At 58.5% G+C, this 18,760-nt stretch carries 17 protein-coding genes; 12 read left to right on the forward strand and 5 right to left on the reverse strand.

Annotation, left to right across the window (positions count from 1 at the left end; genetic code table 11):
* Nucleotides 1–27 precede the first annotated feature (27 nt).
* A complete protein-coding gene (locus AFK62_RS09940; protein WP_007671417.1) occupies nt 28–735 on the reverse strand; it encodes a YnfC family lipoprotein in 708 nt (235 codons plus the stop codon).
* Nucleotides 736–851: 116 nt separating this feature from the next.
* Between AFK62_RS09940 and AFK62_RS09945 the strand changes: the two genes are divergently transcribed.
* From AFK62_RS09945 to dmsD, 6 genes are all read left to right on the forward strand, one after another.
* A complete protein-coding gene (locus tag AFK62_RS09945; protein ID WP_007671423.1) occupies nt 852–1,148 on the forward strand; it encodes a DUF1161 domain-containing protein in 297 nt (98 codons plus the stop codon).
* Between the two features lie 199 nt (nt 1,149–1,347).
* The gene (gene ynfE, locus AFK62_RS09950) at nt 1,348–3,780 is read left to right on the forward strand and encodes a selenate/tellurate reductase subunit YnfE (protein ID WP_053531881.1); all 2,433 of its coding nucleotides are present in this window, start codon (nt 1,348–1,350) and stop codon (nt 3,778–3,780) included.
* A gap of 72 nt (nt 3,781–3,852) precedes the next feature.
* The gene (gene dmsA / locus AFK62_RS09955; protein WP_007671428.1) at nt 3,853–6,285 is read left to right on the forward strand and encodes a dimethylsulfoxide reductase subunit A; all 2,433 of its coding nucleotides are present in this window, start codon (nt 3,853–3,855) and stop codon (nt 6,283–6,285) included.
* A gap of 9 nt (nt 6,286–6,294) precedes the next feature.
* Complete coding sequence (locus AFK62_RS09960; RefSeq protein WP_007671430.1) at nt 6,295–6,912, forward strand: DMSO/selenate family reductase complex B subunit; 618 nt, start codon at nt 6,295–6,297, stop codon at nt 6,910–6,912.
* Nucleotide 6,913: 1 nt separating this feature from the next.
* On the forward strand, nt 6,914–7,762 hold the full coding sequence (locus AFK62_RS09965; protein WP_007671434.1) for a DmsC/YnfH family molybdoenzyme membrane anchor subunit: 849 nt from the start codon (nt 6,914–6,916) through the stop codon (nt 7,760–7,762).
* Nucleotides 7,763–7,808: 46 nt separating this feature from the next.
* Nucleotides 7,809–8,417, forward strand: coding sequence for a Tat proofreading chaperone DmsD (dmsD, locus tag AFK62_RS09970; protein ID WP_007671436.1), 609 nt, complete (start codon nt 7,809–7,811; stop codon nt 8,415–8,417).
* On the opposite strand, the gene AFK62_RS09975 is transcribed toward dmsD, so the two are convergent.
* Nucleotides 8,414–8,749, reverse strand: coding sequence for a GlpM family protein (locus AFK62_RS09975; protein ID WP_007671439.1), 336 nt, complete (start codon nt 8,747–8,749; stop codon nt 8,414–8,416). The genes dmsD and AFK62_RS09975 overlap by 4 nt on opposite strands.
* A 327-nt stretch (nt 8,750–9,076) precedes the next feature.
* Between AFK62_RS09975 and osmY the strand changes: the two genes are divergently transcribed.
* From osmY to osmV, 4 genes are read left to right on the forward strand one after another with little or no spacing between them, the layout of a single operon-like run.
* Nucleotides 9,077–9,790 (forward strand): osmoprotectant ABC transporter permease OsmY, encoded by a 714-nt coding sequence (gene osmY, locus AFK62_RS09980; protein ID WP_007671440.1) that lies wholly within the window; start codon nt 9,077–9,079, stop codon nt 9,788–9,790.
* A 16-nt stretch (nt 9,791–9,806) separates the two neighbouring features.
* Nucleotides 9,807–10,709 (forward strand): glycine betaine ABC transporter substrate-binding protein, encoded by a 903-nt coding sequence (locus tag AFK62_RS09985; RefSeq protein WP_007671441.1) that lies wholly within the window; start codon nt 9,807–9,809, stop codon nt 10,707–10,709.
* 9 nt (nt 10,710–10,718) lie between these two features.
* The gene (gene osmW, locus AFK62_RS09990; protein ID WP_007671442.1) at nt 10,719–11,366 is read left to right on the forward strand and encodes an osmoprotectant ABC transporter permease OsmW; all 648 of its coding nucleotides are present in this window, start codon (nt 10,719–10,721) and stop codon (nt 11,364–11,366) included.
* Nucleotides 11,366–12,511 carry an osmoprotectant ABC transporter ATP-binding protein OsmV gene (osmV, locus tag AFK62_RS09995; protein ID WP_007671443.1) on the forward strand — a complete coding sequence of 382 codons (1,146 nt, stop codon included), beginning with the start codon at nt 11,366–11,368 and terminating at the stop codon, nt 12,509–12,511. The genes osmW and osmV overlap by 1 nt, the downstream gene beginning before the upstream one ends.
* Before the next feature lie 146 nt (nt 12,512–12,657).
* Here the strand turns inward: osmV and bioD are convergent, their stop codons facing one another.
* The 3 genes from bioD to AFK62_RS10010 all read right to left on the reverse strand — a co-directional run bounded on the left by bioD (nt 12,658) and on the right by AFK62_RS10010 (nt 15,710).
* Nucleotides 12,658–13,350: a dethiobiotin synthase gene (gene bioD / locus AFK62_RS10000; protein WP_007671445.1), complete on the reverse strand. Its 693-nt coding sequence runs from the start codon at nt 13,348–13,350 to the stop codon at nt 12,658–12,660.
* 115 nt (nt 13,351–13,465) lie between these two features.
* Nucleotides 13,466–14,683, reverse strand: a complete 1,218-nt coding sequence (gene mlc, locus AFK62_RS10005) for a sugar metabolism global transcriptional regulator Mlc (protein WP_007671446.1) — start codon at nt 14,681–14,683, stop codon at nt 13,466–13,468.
* Between the two features lie 106 nt (nt 14,684–14,789).
* Nucleotides 14,790–15,710, reverse strand: a complete 921-nt coding sequence (locus AFK62_RS10010; protein ID WP_007671447.1) for a LysR family transcriptional regulator — start codon at nt 15,708–15,710, stop codon at nt 14,790–14,792.
* A gap of 120 nt (nt 15,711–15,830) precedes the next feature.
* On the opposite strand from AFK62_RS10010, the gene AFK62_RS10015 reads away from it, so the two are divergent.
* Together AFK62_RS10015 and AFK62_RS10020 are read left to right on the forward strand one after the other, a co-directional pair.
* Nucleotides 15,831–17,081, forward strand: a complete 1,251-nt coding sequence (locus AFK62_RS10015) for an MFS transporter (RefSeq protein WP_053531882.1) — start codon at nt 15,831–15,833, stop codon at nt 17,079–17,081.
* 73 nt (nt 17,082–17,154) lie between these two features.
* Complete coding sequence (locus tag AFK62_RS10020) at nt 17,155–18,639, forward strand: carboxypeptidase M32 (protein ID WP_007671449.1); 1,485 nt, start codon at nt 17,155–17,157, stop codon at nt 18,637–18,639.
* The last annotated feature ends 121 nt before the right edge of the window (nt 18,640–18,760 follow it).

Below are 18,760 nucleotides of genomic sequence, written 5' to 3' on the forward strand. Positions count from 1 at the left end.
CAGGGTGCCCTGCGCTTTTATCGTCTGTCAGTAGTAATTGATTTCGTTCTGGATCGTGAATTTATGCTTTTTCGGCGGCGTCGTGCCGGTGTCGGTAAGCGCCAGTACGCAGCTTAACGGGTTAAGATGGCGGTCATATTCACAGCGCTGTTCGGCGGTATCGATCACTTTATTGTTGAGTTTGGTCACAGACGTATAGTCATGCTTTTTGCGCTTATCGCTCGGCGTGGCGAACGTGGCAAGTTCCGCGTCTTTGGCTTTGCTGGTTTTACCAAGCGGATAGCCTTCGTCATCGTACCGGTAGCTGACGGTGACTTCCGGCGTATGCCCTTTCACTACGAAGTCGTGCTCGTTGGTTTCATAGATCATGCCGACCGCAGGTAACTCCGCCAGTTGGCATTTGCCCTGCAGACGAATGCGCTTTTCGTGGGTCATCGCATCAAGGTAATAGTTCGCATCCAGTACCAGCGAAAGATGGCTGTTGCTCGGCTTATCGACGTAGGTTAGTGTTTCGAAACACCCTTCCTCAGACAGCGTGCCATTCACTTCGGTTTCCACTTCACCATCATCATTGATCAACTTCTGCGTGAAGTTTTTTACCGGGCCGCGCAGCGGATCGAAATTAAACTCGCTTGAGAAACTCGCCATTTCGGGGCTAAACGGCGCGAGCGCGTCAGGCTTATCACAGCCGGTCAATACCCACGCCATCATCATTACCGTCACGTATTTATTCACGTCTTTATTATCCTTCTGCGGCCTCGCCAAAAGCGGCATGATATCTGAAAAGTCAGTGATATATATAACAACTGCTATGCTTAGAACATCTGTTTTACGCCAATAAGGAGTCTTTCATGAAGAAACGTTACTGGGCAGGCGCCCTGCTGCTGGCCGCCACGTTGCCGGTCAGCGCCGCGCAAAACTCCTGTGAACGGGTAAAAGCCGATATTGAACAGCGCATCATTAATAACGGCGTACCAGAAAACGGGTTTACGTTAACTATCGTTCCTAACGATCAGGCTGACCAGCCGGATGCACAGGTTGTTGGCCACTGCGCCAACGATACACAAAAAATTCTCTATACCCGCACGCAAAGCGGTAACGCGGCGGGCGGCGCCACGTCGCAGGGTGCGGCGAGCGAACCGCAGTAAACACAGTAAACGCATCAGGGGCTTCGGCCCCTTTTTTTTATTCTTGCCGCCCAGTAAGCCCCATCTCTTGACCCTCGTTAACGTTTTCTACTCCATTCTGGGTAAAACTCTTATTTCGCTAATCATTAGCGCTCTAATCTTCTGATTTTCTTACTTCAGGGCCGCCCTGCGTCTTAAGCGACCCGTCAGGGAGCGAGTTATGGCACAACATCACGAGGGCATTAGCCGCCGTCAGTTTCTTACCACCACCTCACTCGGCGGCCTCGCGCTGGCGGCGGGCAGCGTTACGCTACCCTTCGGTTTTACCCGCATTGCCGCCGCGGTAGACATCGCCGTCACCCCACCTGTTGATAAGGTGGTCTGGGGCGCCTGTTCGGTAAACTGCGGCAGCCGTTGCGCACTGCGGCTGCATGTTCGCAACGACACCGTCTGGCGCGTCGAAACGGACAATACCGGGCTTGATACCTATGGCGATCACCAGGTGCGCGCCTGCCTGCGCGGGCGCTCCATTCGCCGGCGCATCAACCACCCTGACCGCCTGAATTATCCGATGAAGCGCGTCGGCAAGCGCGGCGAAGGCAAATTCGAGCGTATCAGCTGGGACGAAGCGCTGGATACGATAAGCATAAGCCTTAAGAAAATTGTCAGCGAATACGGTAATGAAGCGGTGTATATCAATTACACCTCTGGCGTCGTGGGCGGCAATATCACCCGCTCCTCGCCTTACGCCTCGCTGGTGGCCCGGCTTATGAATTGCTATGGCGGGTTTCTTAGCCACTATGGCACTTACAGCACCGCGCAAATCGCCTGCGCGATGCCTTACACCTACGGCTCGAACGACGGCAACAGCACCTCGGACATCGTCAACAGCAAACTGGTAGTGATGTTCGGCAACAACCCGGCGGAAACCCGCATGAGCGGCGGCGGGATCACCTATCATCTCGAACAGGCCCGCGAACGCTCGCAGGCGCGCATGATTGTTATCGATCCGCGATATACCGATACCGCCGCCGGGCGTGAAGATGAATGGATCCCGATCCGTCCCGGTACCGACGCCGCGCTGGTTTCTGCGCTCGCCTGGATCATGATCGACGAAAATTTAGTCGATCAACCCTTCCTCGATCGTTACTGCGTGGGTTATGACGAGAAAACGCTCCCGGCGGGCGCGCCCGCCAACGGGCATTACAAAGCGTATATTCTCGGCCAGGGCGACGACGGCATCGCTAAAACGCCCGCCTGGGCTGCGCGCATCACCGGTATTCCTGAAGCGCGCATCGTGAAACTCGCACGCGAAATCGCTGGTGCGAAACCGGCTTACATCTGCCAGGGCTGGGGGCCGCAGCGTCAGGCGAATGGCGAGCTTACCTCCCGCGCTATCGCGATCCTCGCCATCCTTACCGGCAACGTCGGCATTCATGGCGGTAACAGCGGCGCACGTGAATCTACTTACACGATAACTATCGAGCGGATGCCGGTGCTGGAAAACCCGGTCAAAACGCAGATTTCCTGCTTTAGCTGGACCGACGCCATCGCCCGCGGCCCGCAGATGACCGCCCTCGCCGACGGCGTACGCGGCAAAGAAAAACTCGATGTGCCGATTAAGTTCATCTGGAACTACGCAGGCAATACCATCACTAACCAGCATTCAGATATCAACCGCACCCACGAGATTTTGCAGGACGATACGCAATGCGAAACCATTGTGGTAATTGAAAACTTTATGACCTCCTCGGCTCGCTACGCCGACATTCTGCTGCCGGATTTAATGACCGTAGAGCAGGAGGACATCATCCCTAACGATTACGCTGGCAACATGGGGTATCTCATCTTCACCCAGCCTGCGACGTCAGCGAAATTTGAGCGCAAACCTATCTACTGGATGATGAGCGAAGTGGCGAAACGTCTCGGTCCTGAGGTGCACCAGCGTTTCACCGAAGGGCGCACACAGGCGCAGTGGCTACAGTATCTCTATGCGAAAATGCGTACCCGCGACCCGGCGCTACCGGAGTATGAGGCGCTCAAACAACAGGGCATTTATAAGCGAAAGGACCCTAACGGTCATTACGTTGCTTATCAGGCGTTTCGTGAAGATCCGCTCGCCCATCCGCTTAAAACGCCCTCAGGAAAAATTGAGATCTACTCCGCCCCGCTTGCCGCGATAGCCCGCACCTGGACGCTGCGCGACGATGAAACGATCAGTCCGTTGCCGGTCTACGCCCCGACATTTGAAGGCTGGGACTCGCCCGCGCGCCAGGAGTACCCCCTTCAGCTTTTCGGCTTTCACTACAAAGCCCGTACCCACTCCACCTACGGCAACATCGACGTCCTGCAGGCCGCCTGCCGTCAGGAGGTCTGGCTCAATCCCATTGATGCCGCGCAGCGCGGCATTGAGAACGGCGATCCCGTACGCGTCTTTAACGCCCGCGGCGAAGTGCGCCTTCCGGCCAAAGTGACCCCGCGCATCATGCCTGGCGTCAGCGCGATGGGCCAGGGCGCGTGGCATCAGGCTGACATGAGCGGCGACCGGATAGACCACGGCGGCTGTGTCAATGTACTCACCACGCAGCGCCCGTCGCCGCTTGCCAAAGGCAACCCGCAACACACCAATCTGGTGCAGATAGAGAAGATCTGACACGCGGATGTTCAAAAAACCATAACAACAGGAAGCACATTTACCCTCCGTGAAGGAGGAAAAGGAGTGACTATGTCAAATACCGATCGGCCGGCCGGGATCAGCCGCCGTACGCTGGTGAAATCCACGGCGTACGGTGGGCTGGCGCTCGCCGCAAGCGGCCTCTCTCTCCCCTTTGGGCTCAGGCACGCGGCGGCGGCGGTAGGACGCGCCGTCAGCGCACCTGAACGCGTCGTCTGGAGCGCCTGTACCGTCAACTGCGGCAGCCGCTGCCCGCTGCGTATGCATGTGGTGGACGGCGAAATCCGCTATGTCGAAACTGACAATACCGGCACCGATGACTATCACGGGCTGCATCAGGTACGCGCCTGCCTGCGCGGGCGCTCCATGCGGCGGCGCGTCTATAACCCGGATCGCCTGAAATACCCGATGAAACGCATCGGCAAGCGCGGTGAAGGGAAATTTGTGCGCATTAGCTGGGAAGAGGCGCTGGATACGCTCGCGCAGGGCATGAAACGTATCATCAGCGAGTATGGCAACGAGGCCATTTATCTTAACTATGGCACCGGCACGCTCGGCGGCACGATGACGCGCTCCTGGCCGCCGGGCAAAACGCTGATTGCCCGCCTGATGAACTGCTGCGGCGGTTATCTCAACCATTATGGGGATTACTCCAGCGCGCAAATTGCCGCCGGCCTTAACTACACCTATGGCGGCTGGGCCGACGGCAACAGCCCGTCAGATATTGAAAACAGCAAACTGGTGGTGCTGTTTGGCAATAACCCCGGTGAAACCCGCATGAGCGGCGGTGGCGTGACGTATTACCTCGAACAGGCGCGCGCGGCATCCCAGGCGCGGATGATAGTCATTGATCCGCGCTACACCGACACCGCCGCCGGGCGCGAAGATGAGTGGATCCCCATTCGTCCCGGCACCGACGCTGCGCTGGCCGCCGCGCTGGCGTGGGTGCTTATCACCGAGCATTATGTCGATCAGCCGTTTCTTGATAATTATTGCATTGGCTATGACGAGAAAACGCTGCCGCCAGGCGCGCCCGCCAATGGCCACTACAAAGCGTATATTCTGGGCGACGGGCCGGACGGCATCGCCAAAACCCCCGAATGGGCCGCGACCATCACCGGCATTCCGCAAGAGCGAATAGTCAAACTCGCCCGCGAAATCGGCGAGGCAAAACCGGCGTTTATCGCCCAGGGCTGGGGGCCACAGCGCCACTCCAATGGCGAACTGGCCTGCCGCGCGATTGCGATGCTGCCTATTCTGACCGGTAATGTCGGCATCCACGGCGGCAACAGCGGCGCACGCGAAGGCGCCTTTCAACTCCCGTTTGCACGCATGCCAACGCTTGAAAACCCCGTGCAAACCAGCATTTCGATGTTTTCCTGGACTGACGCCATTGAGCGCGGCCCGCAGATGACCGCCCTTGCCGACGGCGTGCGCGGTAAAGATAAACTCGACGTGCCGATTAAGCTTCTCTGGAACTATGCCGGTAACTGCCTTATCAATCAGCACTCCCAGATAAACCGCACCCATGAGATTTTGCAGGATGATAAAAAGTGCGAGCTGATTGTGGTAATCGACTGCCATATGACCGCCTCGGCGCGCTATGCCGATATCCTGCTGCCGGATTGCACCGCCTCAGAACAGATGGACTTCGCGCTTGATGCCTCCTGCGGCAACATGGCTTATGTCATTTTCGCCGATCAGGCGATCGCCCCGCGCTTTGAATGCCGCACGATTTATGACATCACCAGCGCGCTCGCCGTGCGGATGGGTGTAGGTGAGCGCTTCACCGAGGGCCGCACGCAGGAGGGCTGGCTGCGCCACCTGTATGCGCAGTCGCGCCAGGCTATCCCCGAACTGCCCGATTTCGACACCTTCCGTAAACAGGGCATCTTTAAGCTGCGCGATCCGCAGGGGCATCACGTCGCCTATCAGGCGTTTCGCGAGGATCCTGCCGCCAACCCGCTCACTACCCCCTCAGGCAAAATCGAAATCTACTCGTCCGCCCTTGCGGATATCGCCGCGCACTGGCAGTTGCCGGAAGGCGATGTGATTCATCCGCTGCCGGTGTACAGCCCCGGTTTTGAACAGGTAAGCGATCCGCTGCTTGCACAGTACCCGCTCCAGCTCACCGGCTTTCACTACAAAGCCCGTACTCACTCCACCTACGGCAACGTCGATGTTTTACAGGCCGCTTGCCGCCAGCAGGTCTGGATCAATCCGCTGGATGCCCGACAGCGCGGCATTACGGATGGCGATCGGGTGCGTCTCTGGAACGGGCGCGGCGAAGCGCAGGTTGAAGCCAAAGTCACTCCCCGCGTTATGCCGGGTGTGGTCGCGCTCGGCGAAGGCGCGTGGTACCAGCCAGACGATCGCGGCGTCGATCACGCCGGGTCCATCAATGTACTGACGACACAGCGGCCCTCACCGCTCGCAAAAGGCAATCCATCCCACAGCAACCTGGTCCAGGTTGCCAGGGCTTAAGGAGTCACGATGACGACACAATATGGCTTTTATATCGATTCAAGCCGCTGCACCGGCTGCAAAACCTGCGAGCTGGCGTGTAAAGATTACAAAGATCTCACCCCTGACGTGAGCTTTCGCCGCATCTATGAATACGCAGGCGGTGACTGGCAGGAGGACAACGGCGTCTGGCATCAAAATGTTTTCGCCTATTACCTTTCGATTGCCTGTAACCACTGCGAGGATCCCGCCTGCACGAAAGTCTGCCCGAGCGGCGCGATGCATAAACGCGAAGATGGTTTCGTGGTGGTGAATGAAGATGTCTGCATTGGCTGTCGCTATTGCCACATGGCCTGCCCGTACGGCGCGCCGCAGTACAACGCCGCGAAAGGCCACATGACCAAATGCGACGGCTGTTATGAGCGCATCCATGAGGGCAAAAAACCGATTTGCGTGGAATCGTGCCCGCTGCGCGCCCTGGATATGGCCCCCATAGCCGAGCTTCGCGAGAAATATGGCGTGCTGGCGCAGGTGGCTCCGCTGCCTGCGGCGCACTTCACCCGTCCGAATATCGTCATTAAACCTAACGCGAACAGCCGCCCGACCGGGGATACCACGGGCCGTCTGGCGAATCCGAAGGAGGTATAACATGGGAAGCGGATGGCATGAATGGCCGCTCGTCATTTTTACGGTGCTTGGCCAGTGCGTGGCCGGCGGGCTTATCGTCACCGGGTTTGCGTGGTATGCAGGTCCACATGACGCGCGCCCGCGCATTGTGCGCGCCATGTTTTTTCTCTGGCTACTGATGGCGGTGGCGTTTCTCGCCTCGGTCATGCATCTCGGCTCGCCGCTGCGCGCTTTTAACTCGCTGAATCGTCTCGGCCACTCGCCGCTCAGCAATGAGATTGCCAGCGGATCGCTGTTTTTCGCGGTCGGCGGGTTGTGGTGGCTCACGGCGGTGCTCGGCAAACTGCCCGAGACGGTCGGTAAAATCTGGCTCGCGGTGGCGATGGCGCTTGGTGCGGTGTTTATTTTTGCGATGACGCGCGTCTACCAAATAGACACGGTGCCGACCTGGCATAACGGCTATACCACTCTCGGCTTTTTCATGACGGCGTTGCTCGGTGGGCCATTGCTGGGCGCGCTCCTGCTGACGCTCGCAGACGTTACGCCCCACCGGGTTTCGGCAGCGGTCTGCGTACTGGCGTTTTTGATAAGCCTCGCGGCGGCGCTGATGCAGAGCGCAAGCCTTGCGGGTATTCACAGCTCGGTGCAGCAGGCAAGCGCGCTGCTTCCCGATTACGGCTTATGGCAGGCATGGCGTATGGTGCTGCTCGCGCTCGGAATCGGGTGCTGGCTCTGTCCATTGGTACGCCGCGTACCGCCGCGGGCATGGGGCCTGGCGCTTGGGTTTGTACTGGTATTGATGGGCGAGCTTATCGGTCGCGGGCTCTTTTATGGTCTGCACATGACGGTCGGCATGGCCATCGCAGGTTAACGCCCGGGCGGCCTGGCCGCCCGGTTTTTTAAGGATAATAACGACAGTGAAAACGATGCTTTCTGATATTGCCTGCAGCGCCCGCGTGCTCGGCGCACTCTTTTATTATGCGCCCGATGCCCCGCAAGCGAGCGGCATCGTCGACGCGCTGCGCGCGCCCGGCTGGCAGCATGAATGGCCGTACGCGTGTGATGCTGCCATCATCGATGGATTTTGTGCGCCCCCAGTGCCAGACGAAACACTCGCGCAGGCCTGGCAGCGGTTGTTCATTGGGCCGCACGCGCTGCCTGCGCCGCCCTGGGGCTCCGTCTGGCTGGATCGTGAATCGGTGCTTTTCGGTGACTCCACGCTTGCCCTGCAACACTGGTTGCGTGATAACGCCATCACTTTCGAAACGCCGCTACAGGAGCCCGCCGATCACATCGGCCTGCTGTTGCTGCTGGCGGCCTGGCTTGCGGAACAATCCAAAACCCGGGAACTTGAAGAACTGTTAGCCTGGCATCTGCTGCCGTTCGCGCCGCGTTTTCTGGAGGTGTTCTGCGCACAGGCGCAACACCCGTTTTACGGCGCGCTTGGCGAACTGACGCGTGCCACGTTTGCCTGCTGGCGCAGCGCTTTAGTCATGCCGGTGGCGCAAAAGCCGCTGTACCGCTAGTGAAACCGGCCCCAGAGCGCAATCAGTATCCAGGCGCTCAGGCACCAGCACGCGACCGCGCCGCCCAGCGCCAGCGGCACTTTCACCCAGCCGCTTAGCACCCAGAGCGACGCCAGATAGACAAAATAAGGAATGATTGCCCACATGCCGAAAATCACCGTAGTGCGCAGCGCCTCCACGCCGCGCCCGGTGACCACGATATAGTGGGCAATCAGCGCAAAAGTCGGAAAGAGCGGAATAAGACCCGCGATATAATAATTCTTCGTTTTTGACAGCATGCCTATCAACACCACCACCGCCGCGCCGAGCAGTGCTTTTATCAGCAACCCCATGGTTTCAGGTTCCGTCTTCTCGTTTCGGTTTTTTCCGACCCTACCATAACTGCGCGCCATGCCGGGATTTTTTCACGGGACGCTCCTTTTTTGTTACGGTGTCACTTCACAACCTGTCTTTTTAAGATAATTCTCTTTTTCAGCGCGCAAGCGAGACGGCGTAAGGGCAAATCGTTAATTGCCGGGATAAACCATTAGCCCGTTAATCGTCACGCCAGCTGGAATCCTGCCCGACAGGTTGCTATAGCTCAACACACCCTGCCGAAACACGGCATAACAACAGGCGACACTGTCGCCATAAAACGTGCACCAGGGAGACAATGCCTCATGCAGAAAGCCTCACTGACTCTACGCGCCATCGGGGCGCTGGCCGGCCTCGCGGCGGTTATCGGATTGCTGGTCTGGGGCATTGGCCCTGAGACTATCGCCGCCCGCCGTGAAGATCTGCTCTATCTCGGTAAACAACATCTGTTGCTGGTGTTCAGCTCTATGGCGCTCGCGCTCGCGGTCGGCATCCCAAGCGGGATCCTGTTAAGTCGCCCCGCCGCCCGCCGCTTTGCGGAATATGCGATGCAGATTTTTAATGTCGGTAACACGCTGCCGCCGCTGGCCGTTCTGGCGCTGGCGATGGTGGTGGTGGGCATTGGCGACAAACCTGCCATCGTGGCGCTCTTTCTCGCCTCTCTGCTGCCCATTGTGCGCAACACCTACGCCGGGCTCTGCTCTGTGCCGGGGTCGCTTATCGAAGCCGCGAACGGCATCGGCATGACCAAAGGCCAGCGGTTGCGCCAGGTGGAGCTGCCCAACGCATGGCCCGTCATGCTCTCTGGTATTCGCATTGCAACGGCGATAAACGTCGGTACCGCCCCGCTGGCATTTCTTATCGGCGCCAGCAGCTTTGGGGAGCTTATTTTCCCGGGCATTTACCTGAACGATTTCCCGACGCTTATTCTGGGCGCGGCCGCCACCGCCCTGTTCGCGTTGATTCTGGATATGGCGCTTGCCGCACTTGGCCGGGTGCTCAGCCCGCATACCGCCTGATGATAAGGAGCTTCCGATGACCCTGTTACCTCGTCTGCTGGCCATCGCCACTGCGGGCCTGCTGTTTGCGAGCGCCGCCAGCGCCGCGCCGCTGGTTCTGACCACTAAAAGCTTTACCGAGCAGCATATTCTTTCCGCCATGACAGTGCAGTATCTGCAAAAGAAAGGCTTCCAGGTGGAGCCACGCACCAATATCGCGACCGTGATTTCGCGCAATGCGATGATTAACAAACAGGTGGATATGACCTGGGAGTATACCGGCACGTCGCTGATTATCTTCAACCATATCAATGAGCGGATGTCGCCTGAGGAGACTTACGACACCGTGAAAAAGCTCGATGCCAGGCTCGGCCTGGTCTGGCTCAAGCCTGCCAGCATGAACAACACTTACGCATTCGCGATGCAGCGCAAGCGTGCCGAGGCAGAGCACATCACCACCATTTCGCAACTCGCCAAAAAGGTTGAACAGGTGCGTAAAGCCGACCCGGACAAAAACTGGATGCTGGCGCTGGATCTGGAATTTTACGGGCGCAGCGACGGCATGAAGCCGCTGCAAAAGGCTTACAACATGCCGCTTGACCGCCCGCAAATCCGCCAGATGGACCCAGGACTTGTGTATAACGCTATCCGCGATGGCTTTGTGGATGCGGGCCTGGTTTACGCCACCGACGGGCGTGTGAAGGGTTTTGATTTGAAGGTGCTGGAAGATGATAAAGGCTTTTTCCCAAGCTATGCCGTCACGCCGGTGGTGCGTAAAGACACGCTCGCGGCGAACCCGGGGCTTGAGGAGGCGCTTAATACGCTCTCCGGCCTGATGGATAACGACACCATCACCTCGCTTAACGCGAAGGTGGACATCGATCACCAGACGCCGCAACAGGTCGCCCGCGACTTCCTGCGCGCCAAAGGTCTGCTTTAAGGAGGGATGATGGAGACTATTCACTATATGATCGATAACGCCGGTTTTCTCGCAAGCCTGACGCTCCAGCATTTATGGCTGGTGCTGCTGGCGGTAGGATTCGCGATCGTTATCGGTGTGCCGCTCGGCATTCTGATTGTGCGCCATAAGTGGCTTGCCACGCCGGTGCTGGGGCTTACGACGCTGGTGCTGACCATTCCTTCTATCGCCCTTTTTGGGCTGATGATCCCGCTCTTTTCATTGATAGGCCAGGGCATTGGCGCCCTGCCTGCGATCACCGCGGTGTTTCTCTACTCGCTGCTGCCGATTGTGCGCAACACGCACACCGCGCTCGACAGCCTGCCGCCGGGTCTGCGTGAAGCGGGCCGCGGTATCGGTATGACCTTCTGGCAGCGTCTGCGCTGGGTGGAGATCCCGATGGCGCTGCCGGTCATTTTCGGCGGCATCCGCACCGCCGTGGTGATGAATATCGGCGTGATGGCGATAGCCGCCGTCATCGGCGCAGGCGGCCTGGGTTTATTACTGCTTAACGGCATCGGCGGAAGCGACATCCGTATGCTTATCGCCGGTGCGCTGATGATCTGTTTACTGGCCATCATTCTGGACTGGTTACTGCACCGCTTGCAGGTCGTACTGACGCCTAAGGGGATCCGATAATGATTAAACTTGAAAACCTCACCAAACAGTTTGTGCAGAAAAACGGCCAGACGTTTAACGCCGTGGATAACGTGAATCTTAACGTGCCGGAAGGCGAGATGTGCGTGCTTCTTGGGCCGTCCGGCTGCGGCAAAACCACGACGCTTAAAATGATTAACCGCCTTATCGCGCCGTCTGGCGGCAAAATTTTCATCAATGGCGAAGATACGACCGATCTCGACACCGTGACGCTGCGCCGCAACATTGGCTACGTTATCCAGCAAATTGGTCTGTTCCCGAACATGACGATTGAGGAGAACATCACCGTGGTGCCGCGAATGCTTGGCTGGGATAAGGCGCGCTGCAAGGCGCGGGCGACCGAGCTTATGGCGATGGTAGCACTCGACCCAAAACGCTTCCTGAACCGCTATCCGCGTGAAATGTCAGGCGGCCAACAGCAGCGTATTGGCGTTATCCGCGCGCTGGCTGCGGATCCGCCGGTATTACTAATGGATGAGCCGTTCGGCGCGGTCGACCCGATTAACCGTGAGGTCATCCAGAATCAGTTTCTGGAAATGCAGCGCCAGCTCAAGAAAACCGTGATGCTGGTCAGCCATGACATTGACGAGGCGCTGAAGCTCGGCGACCGTATTGCGGTGTTCCGCCAGGGGAAAATTATCCAGTGCGCAAGCCCGGATGAGCTGCTTGCGAAACCGGCCAATGAGTTTGTCGGCTCTTTCGTGGGCCAGGATCGAACGCTTAAACGCCTGCTCCTGATCCAGGCAGGCGATGTGACCGATAAACAGCCGACCATCACGGTACGTACCTCAACGCCGCTTACGGAAGCTTTCGCGCTGATGGATGACAACGACATGCGTTCGATAACGGTGGTCGATGACGGCGAGAAGCCGCTCGGATTTGTAAAACGCCGCGAAGCGCGCGGGGCGACGGGGGTTTGTGCCGATATCACGCATCCTTTCCGGGTGACCGGCAAAGCCGAGGATAACCTGCGCGTCGTGTTGTCACGCCTTTATGAGCACAACACCGTCTGGATGCCGATTGTCGATGAAGAAGGACGTTATAGCGGGGAGATTTCGCAGGATTATATTGCGGATTATTTAAGCTCTGGCCGCACCCGTCGGGCGCTCAATATTCATGAAAGTTAAGTTGGGGTTGGGTGTGTGAGGTAACGGCAAGTGTTTAGCGTAATGGCGGGTGGCGCTGCGCGTACCCGCCCTGTTATCTCTATCACGCTTTAGGTAAGGTGGGTAAGCGCAGCGCCACCCACCATAACCCCTCTGCTCTAAACGTTTTACACGGCGGTGCGTAACGGATCGGTCGCGCCGAAACGCGTGACATCCACCCAGTTTGCCAGCTCGCGCTGTTCGGCGCGCGGCAGATACGGCAACTCACCTATCAGCGGCGCGGGAAGTTTCTGGCTTAACACATCGATAATTTCCGCATAGTGCGCAAGCCCCGGGTTTATACGGTTCGCCACCCAACCCACCAGCGGCAGGCCGTCGCTCGCAATCGCCTGAGCGGTTAACAGGGCATGGTTCAGACACCCTTCCTGAATGCCAACCACCATCAGAACCGGCAGTTGTTCCTGTACGACCCAGTCGGAAAGCGGACGTAAATCGTTCATCAGGCTACGCCACCCGCCCGTGCCCTCCACCACCACGTGATCTGCCTGTTCGCTCAGTTGTGCAAGGCCTTTTGACAATAGGGAATAATTGATAGCGCAGCTATGCGCCACGCTGCTTTCCTCTTCGCTGAAGGCTATCGGGTTAATGGCCTCATACGGCAACGTCAGGGTGGACACGCTTTGCAGCACCAGGGCATCTTTGTTGCGAAGCCCCTCCGGTGTGGCTTTGCTCCCTTTAGCCACCGGCTTATAGCCCACCACGCGTTTGCCGGTGGCGGCCAGCGCCTGTAACAGGGCGCGGGAAACCACCGTTTTCCCGACGGAGGTATCTGTACCGGTAATAAAGACGCGCTTAAGCATCGCTGACTCCATCTGCCATTGTATTAAAGAGAATGATCCAGTGGCAAAAGTCTAAAAGAAGACTTTCAGGGTCAGCTTGAGATAGCGCAATTTTTAGTGGATCAGGGAAAAGTTGTCACCCCTGCAACAGGCGAATCAACAACGAACCGTTATACATTGCGTCTTTAACCAGCGCCGCGCCGGCCATCGTGCCGCGATTGGAGAACTGAGTGCTTTCGACGCTAATATTACGGCTGTAGAGAGGCAGCGACTGCTGGTGGATAGATTCCGCTATCGCCGGGAACAGAATATCTGACGCCCGGTTGAGCGGCGAACCAATCAGAATTTTTTGCGGATTAAACAGATTCACCATAATGGCGAGGATGCGCCCGACATTCGTCCCAACCCCGAGAATAATGTCGCGCGCCAGGCGATCGCCTGCCAGCGCTGCATCGCACAGCGAGGCCACGCCAAGCGGCTGTTCGTGCAGCATCGAGCCCATCGACTGATTCATGCGCTGTTGAGCAAGCTCCAGCACACTGTCAATACTGGCTATCGTCTCAAGGCAGCCGTGGTTGCCGCAGTAGCAACGCTTGCCGTAAGGGTCGACCTGCGTGTGACCAATCTCCACCAGACTGCTGCTGCCCGCGTGGAGCAGGCGACCATCGGTGATAACGCCTGCGCCAACGTTATGATCAATCACGACCTGAATCACATCGCGCGCGCCGCGCGAGGCGCCAAACAGCGATTCCGCCATCGTCCAGGCGCTGATATCGTGCTGTACAAATACCGGCACGCCGGTATGGGTTTCCAGCGCAACGCCGAGCGGCATATCGAGAACATCGTAAAACGGCATCTGGCGCACCAGCCCGTGTTCGGTATCAATAATGCCCGGCAGCGTAATGGCGATAGCGGTGAGTCTTTCCAGCTGACGCTGGTGACGAATAAAAAAGCGATCGATGTGGTCAATAATTCGATCAAGCAGCGGGCGTTCTTCTTTCAGCGGCAGGTCGAGCTGCTCTTCTACCACCAGTTTACTGCTAAGATCGCGAAGCGCGAGGTTGATTTCGCCACGGTTGATACGCACCGAAAGATAGTGCCAGGCGTCGGTTTCCACCGCGAGCCCCACCGCCGGACGCCCACGGCTGCCCGGCTCCTGGATTTCCGTCTCCTGCACCAGATGCGCTTCGAGCATTTCGCGCACGATTTTTGTAATACTGGCAGGAGCGAGCTGCGCCAGTCTGGAAAGATCGATACGTGACACCGGGCCAAGCTGATCAATCAGGCGATACACTGCGCCTGCGTTGGTCTGTTTTATCTGATCGATATGGCCCGGTTGACTATCAGCAACCACGTCTCACTCCCTTATTTTCGCGCTTCGAAATAAACATTCGGCTATGGTGAAGCACTTCGCCAGGGCGCGTCAAATTTTTACTTAGCCTTGTGATTTACTGCACATTTTAGCGGGGTTCCAGGGCCGTTTCCGCCTGCCCTGGCGCATCCAGAAGTTGAGAAATGAAACGCTGTGCCGCTGCGCTCTGTTCACGGTGACGTGCCCAGACCAGCCACATCTCTGAAATGGCGTCCGGTTCGCGCAGTTTCACCCAGCGCATCTCTTCAAGCCGCACGCGCTGAAAGGACGCTGGCAGAATCGACACCCCAAGCCCGGCCGCGACAAGCCCGATAATCGTCATCGCCTCGCCCACCTCCTGCGTGATGCGCGGCTGCACGCCGTAGCGATGCAGAAGCCCGAGAATATCGTCATACAGGCCGGTGCCGACGTGTGGGTCGAAAAAGACGAACGGCTCGCCCGCCAGCTCACTCAGCGACACGGCTTCGCACGCAGCGAGCGGGTGATCGCACGGGATGAGCGCCAGCAGCGGCTCGCGCAACACCAGTTGCCAGGCGAGCGTCTCCGGCAGCGGCGTATTACGCATCAGCCCTACATCGAGCCGCCCTTCCGTCAGTGGCGCTATCTGAGCGCGGGTATTGATCTCAAGGGTCTGTAAATGCACATCCGGATAACGGCGACGAAACACCGACAACGTATCGGAAATGGCGCGGATAAACGGGGCCGACGAGGTAAAGCCGATGCGCAGTTCGCCGGTTTCTCCGTGATGCAGCCTTGCGGCCCGCACCGCCGCCGCCTCGACCTCGCTTAAAATCTGGCGGCTGTCGGCGAGAAACTGCCTGCCCGCCGCCGTGAGGCTGACGCTGCGGTTGGTGCGGGCCAGTAACCGCGCGCCGGTTTGCGCCTCCAGCGCCTGGATCTGCTGGCTTAGCGGGGGTTGTGAGATATTCAGCCGGGCGGCGGCACGGCCAAAATGCAGCTCTTCAGCCACGGCGACAAAATAGCGCAAATGACGCAGTTCTATATTCATATTTAATTCATATCATTTGAGATTATTAATATATTAGACAGATGATTCGCCGCTTTCTACTCTTCGTGTGTGCCTTACCCGTCGGCCAACAATCGCGGGGATGTTAAGTAAGGATCTGCTGTGAGTCGTACCACTTCCGTCAGCGCCGCGCCGGCGCAGGCTGCTGACGATGCTGTTATTGCCGCGCCGGCGACATATATCAAACGCGGCACGCCCGCTTTCATGCGCGTAACCCTCGCGCTTTTCTCCGCAGGTCTTGCGACGTTCGCCCTGCTCTATTGCGTACAACCGATCCTGCCGGTGCTGTCACAGGAGTTCGGCATCACGCCCGCCGCCAGCAGTATTTCGCTGTCGGTCGCGACCGTCATGCTCGCGGTCGGTTTACTCTTTACCGGGCCCGTTTCCGACGCCATCGGGCGGAAAAACGTGATGGTCACCTCGCTGCTGCTGGCTTCTGTCTGCACCCTGCTTGCCACCATGATGCACAGCTGGCACGGCATTCTGCTGATGCGCGCGTTGATTGGGCTTTCGCTAAGCGGCGTGGCGGCAGTCGGTATGACCTATCTTTCAGAAGAGATCCACCCAAGCGTTGTCGCGTTTTCGATGGGGCTTTACATCAGCGGCAACTCCATCGGCGGCATGAGCGGCCGCCTGCTGAGCGGTGTGATCACAGATTTCACCAGCTGGCGCGTGGCAATGGCTGTTATTGGCTGTTTCGCGCTGGCGGCCGCGCTGATGTTCTGGAAGATCCTGCCCGCCTCGCGCCATTTTCGCGCCTCTTCACTGCGCCCGCGCACGCTGTTGATTAACTTCCGTCTGCACTGGCGCGACGACGGGCTGCCGCTGCTGTTCGCCGAAGGCTTTCTGCTGATGGGCGCGTTCGTTACGCTGTTTAACTATATCGGCTACCGCCTGATGCTTACGCCCTGGCATTTGAGCCAGGCAGCGGTTGGCCTGCTGTCGGTTGCCTACCTCACCGGCACCTGGAGCTCGCCAAAAGCAGGCGCGATGACCGCGCGATTCGGGCGCGGCCCGGTCATGCTCGGCTTTACCGCCATGATGCTGTGCGGGCTGCTGCTGACGCTGCTCTCGTCGCTGTGGTTGATTTTCGCAGGTATGTTGCTTTTCTCCGCCGGGTTCTTCGCCGCGCATTCCGTCGCCAGTAGCTGGATTGGCCCCCGGGCGCGGCGCGCCAAAGGCCAGGCCTCGTCACTCTATCTTTTCAGCTATTACTTAGGCTCAAGCGTTGCGGGCACGCTCGGCGGGCTGTTCTGGCATCGCTTCGGCTGGAACGGCGTGGGCGGGTTTATCGCCCTGCTGCTGGTGCTGGCGCTGCTGGTGGGTAACCGACTGCACCATCGCGTCCGGTAATCGGCGCGCAGGCCTCGTGTTTCGTCAGGGTTAATGCTACCTTTTCAGCTTGCCGACAACGTCACGAGGCCTTATGGAAAACAAAAATTATCAACAGCTTAGCCGCACGTTCCTGCGGCTCTCCCGCTTCTCTCATCTCTCGGCTATCGCGAGCTGGGATATGTTCGCCATGATGCCGCCAGGCGGCAGCCACGCGCGCGGCGAAGCCCTCGCCGAACTGAGCGTACTACAGCATCAGATCCTGACGGATAAAAACATGGCCGAGTGGCTACGCGGTGCCGAGCAGGAAGATCTTAACGATCTTGAACAGGCGAACCTGCGCGAAATGCAACGCCATTATCAGCAAGCGGCGCTGCTGCCAGCGTCACTGGTCGAAGCCAAATCGCTCGCCGGCAGCCGTTGTGAACACGCCTGGCGCAGCCAGCGCCCGGCCAACGACTGGGACGGTTTCTCGGAAAACCTGAAAGAAGTGGTCAGACTAAGCCGTGAAGAAGCCGCCATCCGCGCCGGGGCGAAAGGCTGCTCGCGTTATGACGCGCTGCTTGATCTTTTTGAACCCGACATGACCAGCGCCCGTCTTGATACGCTGTTTGGCGATCTGCGCGGCTGGCTGCCGGATCTCCTCGCCCGCGCGGTGGAAAAACAGCAGCGCACTCCGCTGACCGCCCCACAAGGGCCATTCCCGGTTGCGAAACAGCGCGAGTTGGGCCTTGAGGCCATGCGTCTGCTCGGGTTTGATTTTGACGGTGGCCGCCTGGATGTCAGCGCGCACCCGTTCTGCGGCGGTGTGCCGGAAGATGTGCGTATTACCACGCGTTATGACGAAAACGAGCTTTTCAGCGCGCTGTTTGGCGTTATCCATGAAACCGGCCACGCCCGCTATGAACAAAACCTGCCGCGCGAATGGCCGGGCCAGCCGGTGCAGCTTGCGCGCTCAACGGCTATCCACGAATCCCAGAGCCTGTTTTTTGAAATGCAGCTCGGGCGCAGCCGCCCGTTCCTGAAACTGCTGCTGCCGCAGGTCGTGGCGCGTTTCGGGATGCAGCCCGCGCTTGAGGAAGAGAACTACCTCGCCTGGAACCAGCGCGTGAAGCCAGGTTTCATTCGTGTGGACGCTGACGAAGTCAGCTATCCGGCACACGTCGTGCTGCGCTATGAGATTGAGCGCGCGCTTATCGATGGCGATATTGAGGTTGAAGATATTCCGGCGCTGTGGGATGAAAAAATGCAGCGCTGGCTTGGGCTTTCCACGGTTGGCAATTACCGCGACGGCTGCATGCAGGATATCCACTGGACCGATGGCGGTTTCGGCTACTTCCCCTCTTACACGCTTGGCGCGATGTATGCCGCACAGCTTTTTCAGGCCGCACGCAAGGCGCTGCCGAACCTCGACGCCGCCATTGCTGAAGGCGACCTGCGCGCGCTGTTCGACTGGCTGCGCCAGTCGGTGTGGCAGCACGGCAGCCGCTTTAGCACCTCGCAGCTGTTGATTAACGCTACCGGTGAAGATCTCAACCCGCGCCACTTCCAGGCACATCTTACTGAGCGTTATCTGTAACGCCGCCTTCCTGTCGCCGGGCCATGCGCCCGGCGTTGTACATTCCGTTACACGCCGATACTAATCACCTACGGACGTCTCCCCCGCTGCGCCGTTATAGTTTTGTCACGCCCCGCCGTTT

Source organism: Cronobacter condimenti 1330 (assembly GCF_001277255.1).
GTDB lineage: Bacteria > Pseudomonadota > Gammaproteobacteria > Enterobacterales > Enterobacteriaceae > Cronobacter > Cronobacter condimenti.

What these genes read in the sequence shown, in the direction of transcription:
- AFK62_RS09945 (WP_007671423.1), top strand. Translation starts at nt 852, where the DNA reads ATGAAGAAACGTTACTGGGCAGGCGCCCTGCTGCTGGCCGCCACGTTG.
- ynfE (WP_053531881.1), top strand. Translation starts at nt 1,348, where the DNA reads ATGGCACAACATCACGAGGGCATTAGCCGCCGTCAGTTTCTTACCACC.
- dmsA (WP_007671428.1), top strand. Translation starts at nt 3,853, where the DNA reads ATGTCAAATACCGATCGGCCGGCCGGGATCAGCCGCCGTACGCTGGTG.
- AFK62_RS09960 (WP_007671430.1), top strand. Translation starts at nt 6,295, where the DNA reads ATGACGACACAATATGGCTTTTATATCGATTCAAGCCGCTGCACCGGC.
- AFK62_RS09965 (WP_007671434.1), top strand. Translation starts at nt 6,914, where the DNA reads ATGGGAAGCGGATGGCATGAATGGCCGCTCGTCATTTTTACGGTGCTT.
- AFK62_RS09975 (WP_007671439.1), bottom strand. Translation starts at nt 8,749, where the DNA reads ATGGGGTTGCTGATAAAAGCACTGCTCGGCGCGGCGGTGGTGGTGTTG.
- osmY (WP_007671440.1), top strand. Translation starts at nt 9,077, where the DNA reads ATGCAGAAAGCCTCACTGACTCTACGCGCCATCGGGGCGCTGGCCGGC.
- AFK62_RS09985 (WP_007671441.1), top strand. Translation starts at nt 9,807, where the DNA reads ATGACCCTGTTACCTCGTCTGCTGGCCATCGCCACTGCGGGCCTGCTG.
- osmW (WP_007671442.1), top strand. Translation starts at nt 10,719, where the DNA reads ATGGAGACTATTCACTATATGATCGATAACGCCGGTTTTCTCGCAAGC.
- osmV (WP_007671443.1), top strand. Translation starts at nt 11,366, where the DNA reads ATGATTAAACTTGAAAACCTCACCAAACAGTTTGTGCAGAAAAACGGC.
- bioD (WP_007671445.1), bottom strand. Translation starts at nt 13,350, where the DNA reads ATGCTTAAGCGCGTCTTTATTACCGGTACAGATACCTCCGTCGGGAAA.
- AFK62_RS10010 (WP_007671447.1), bottom strand. Translation starts at nt 15,710, where the DNA reads ATGAATATAGAACTGCGTCATTTGCGCTATTTTGTCGCCGTGGCTGAA.
- AFK62_RS10020 (WP_007671449.1), top strand. Translation starts at nt 17,155, where the DNA reads ATGGAAAACAAAAATTATCAACAGCTTAGCCGCACGTTCCTGCGGCTC.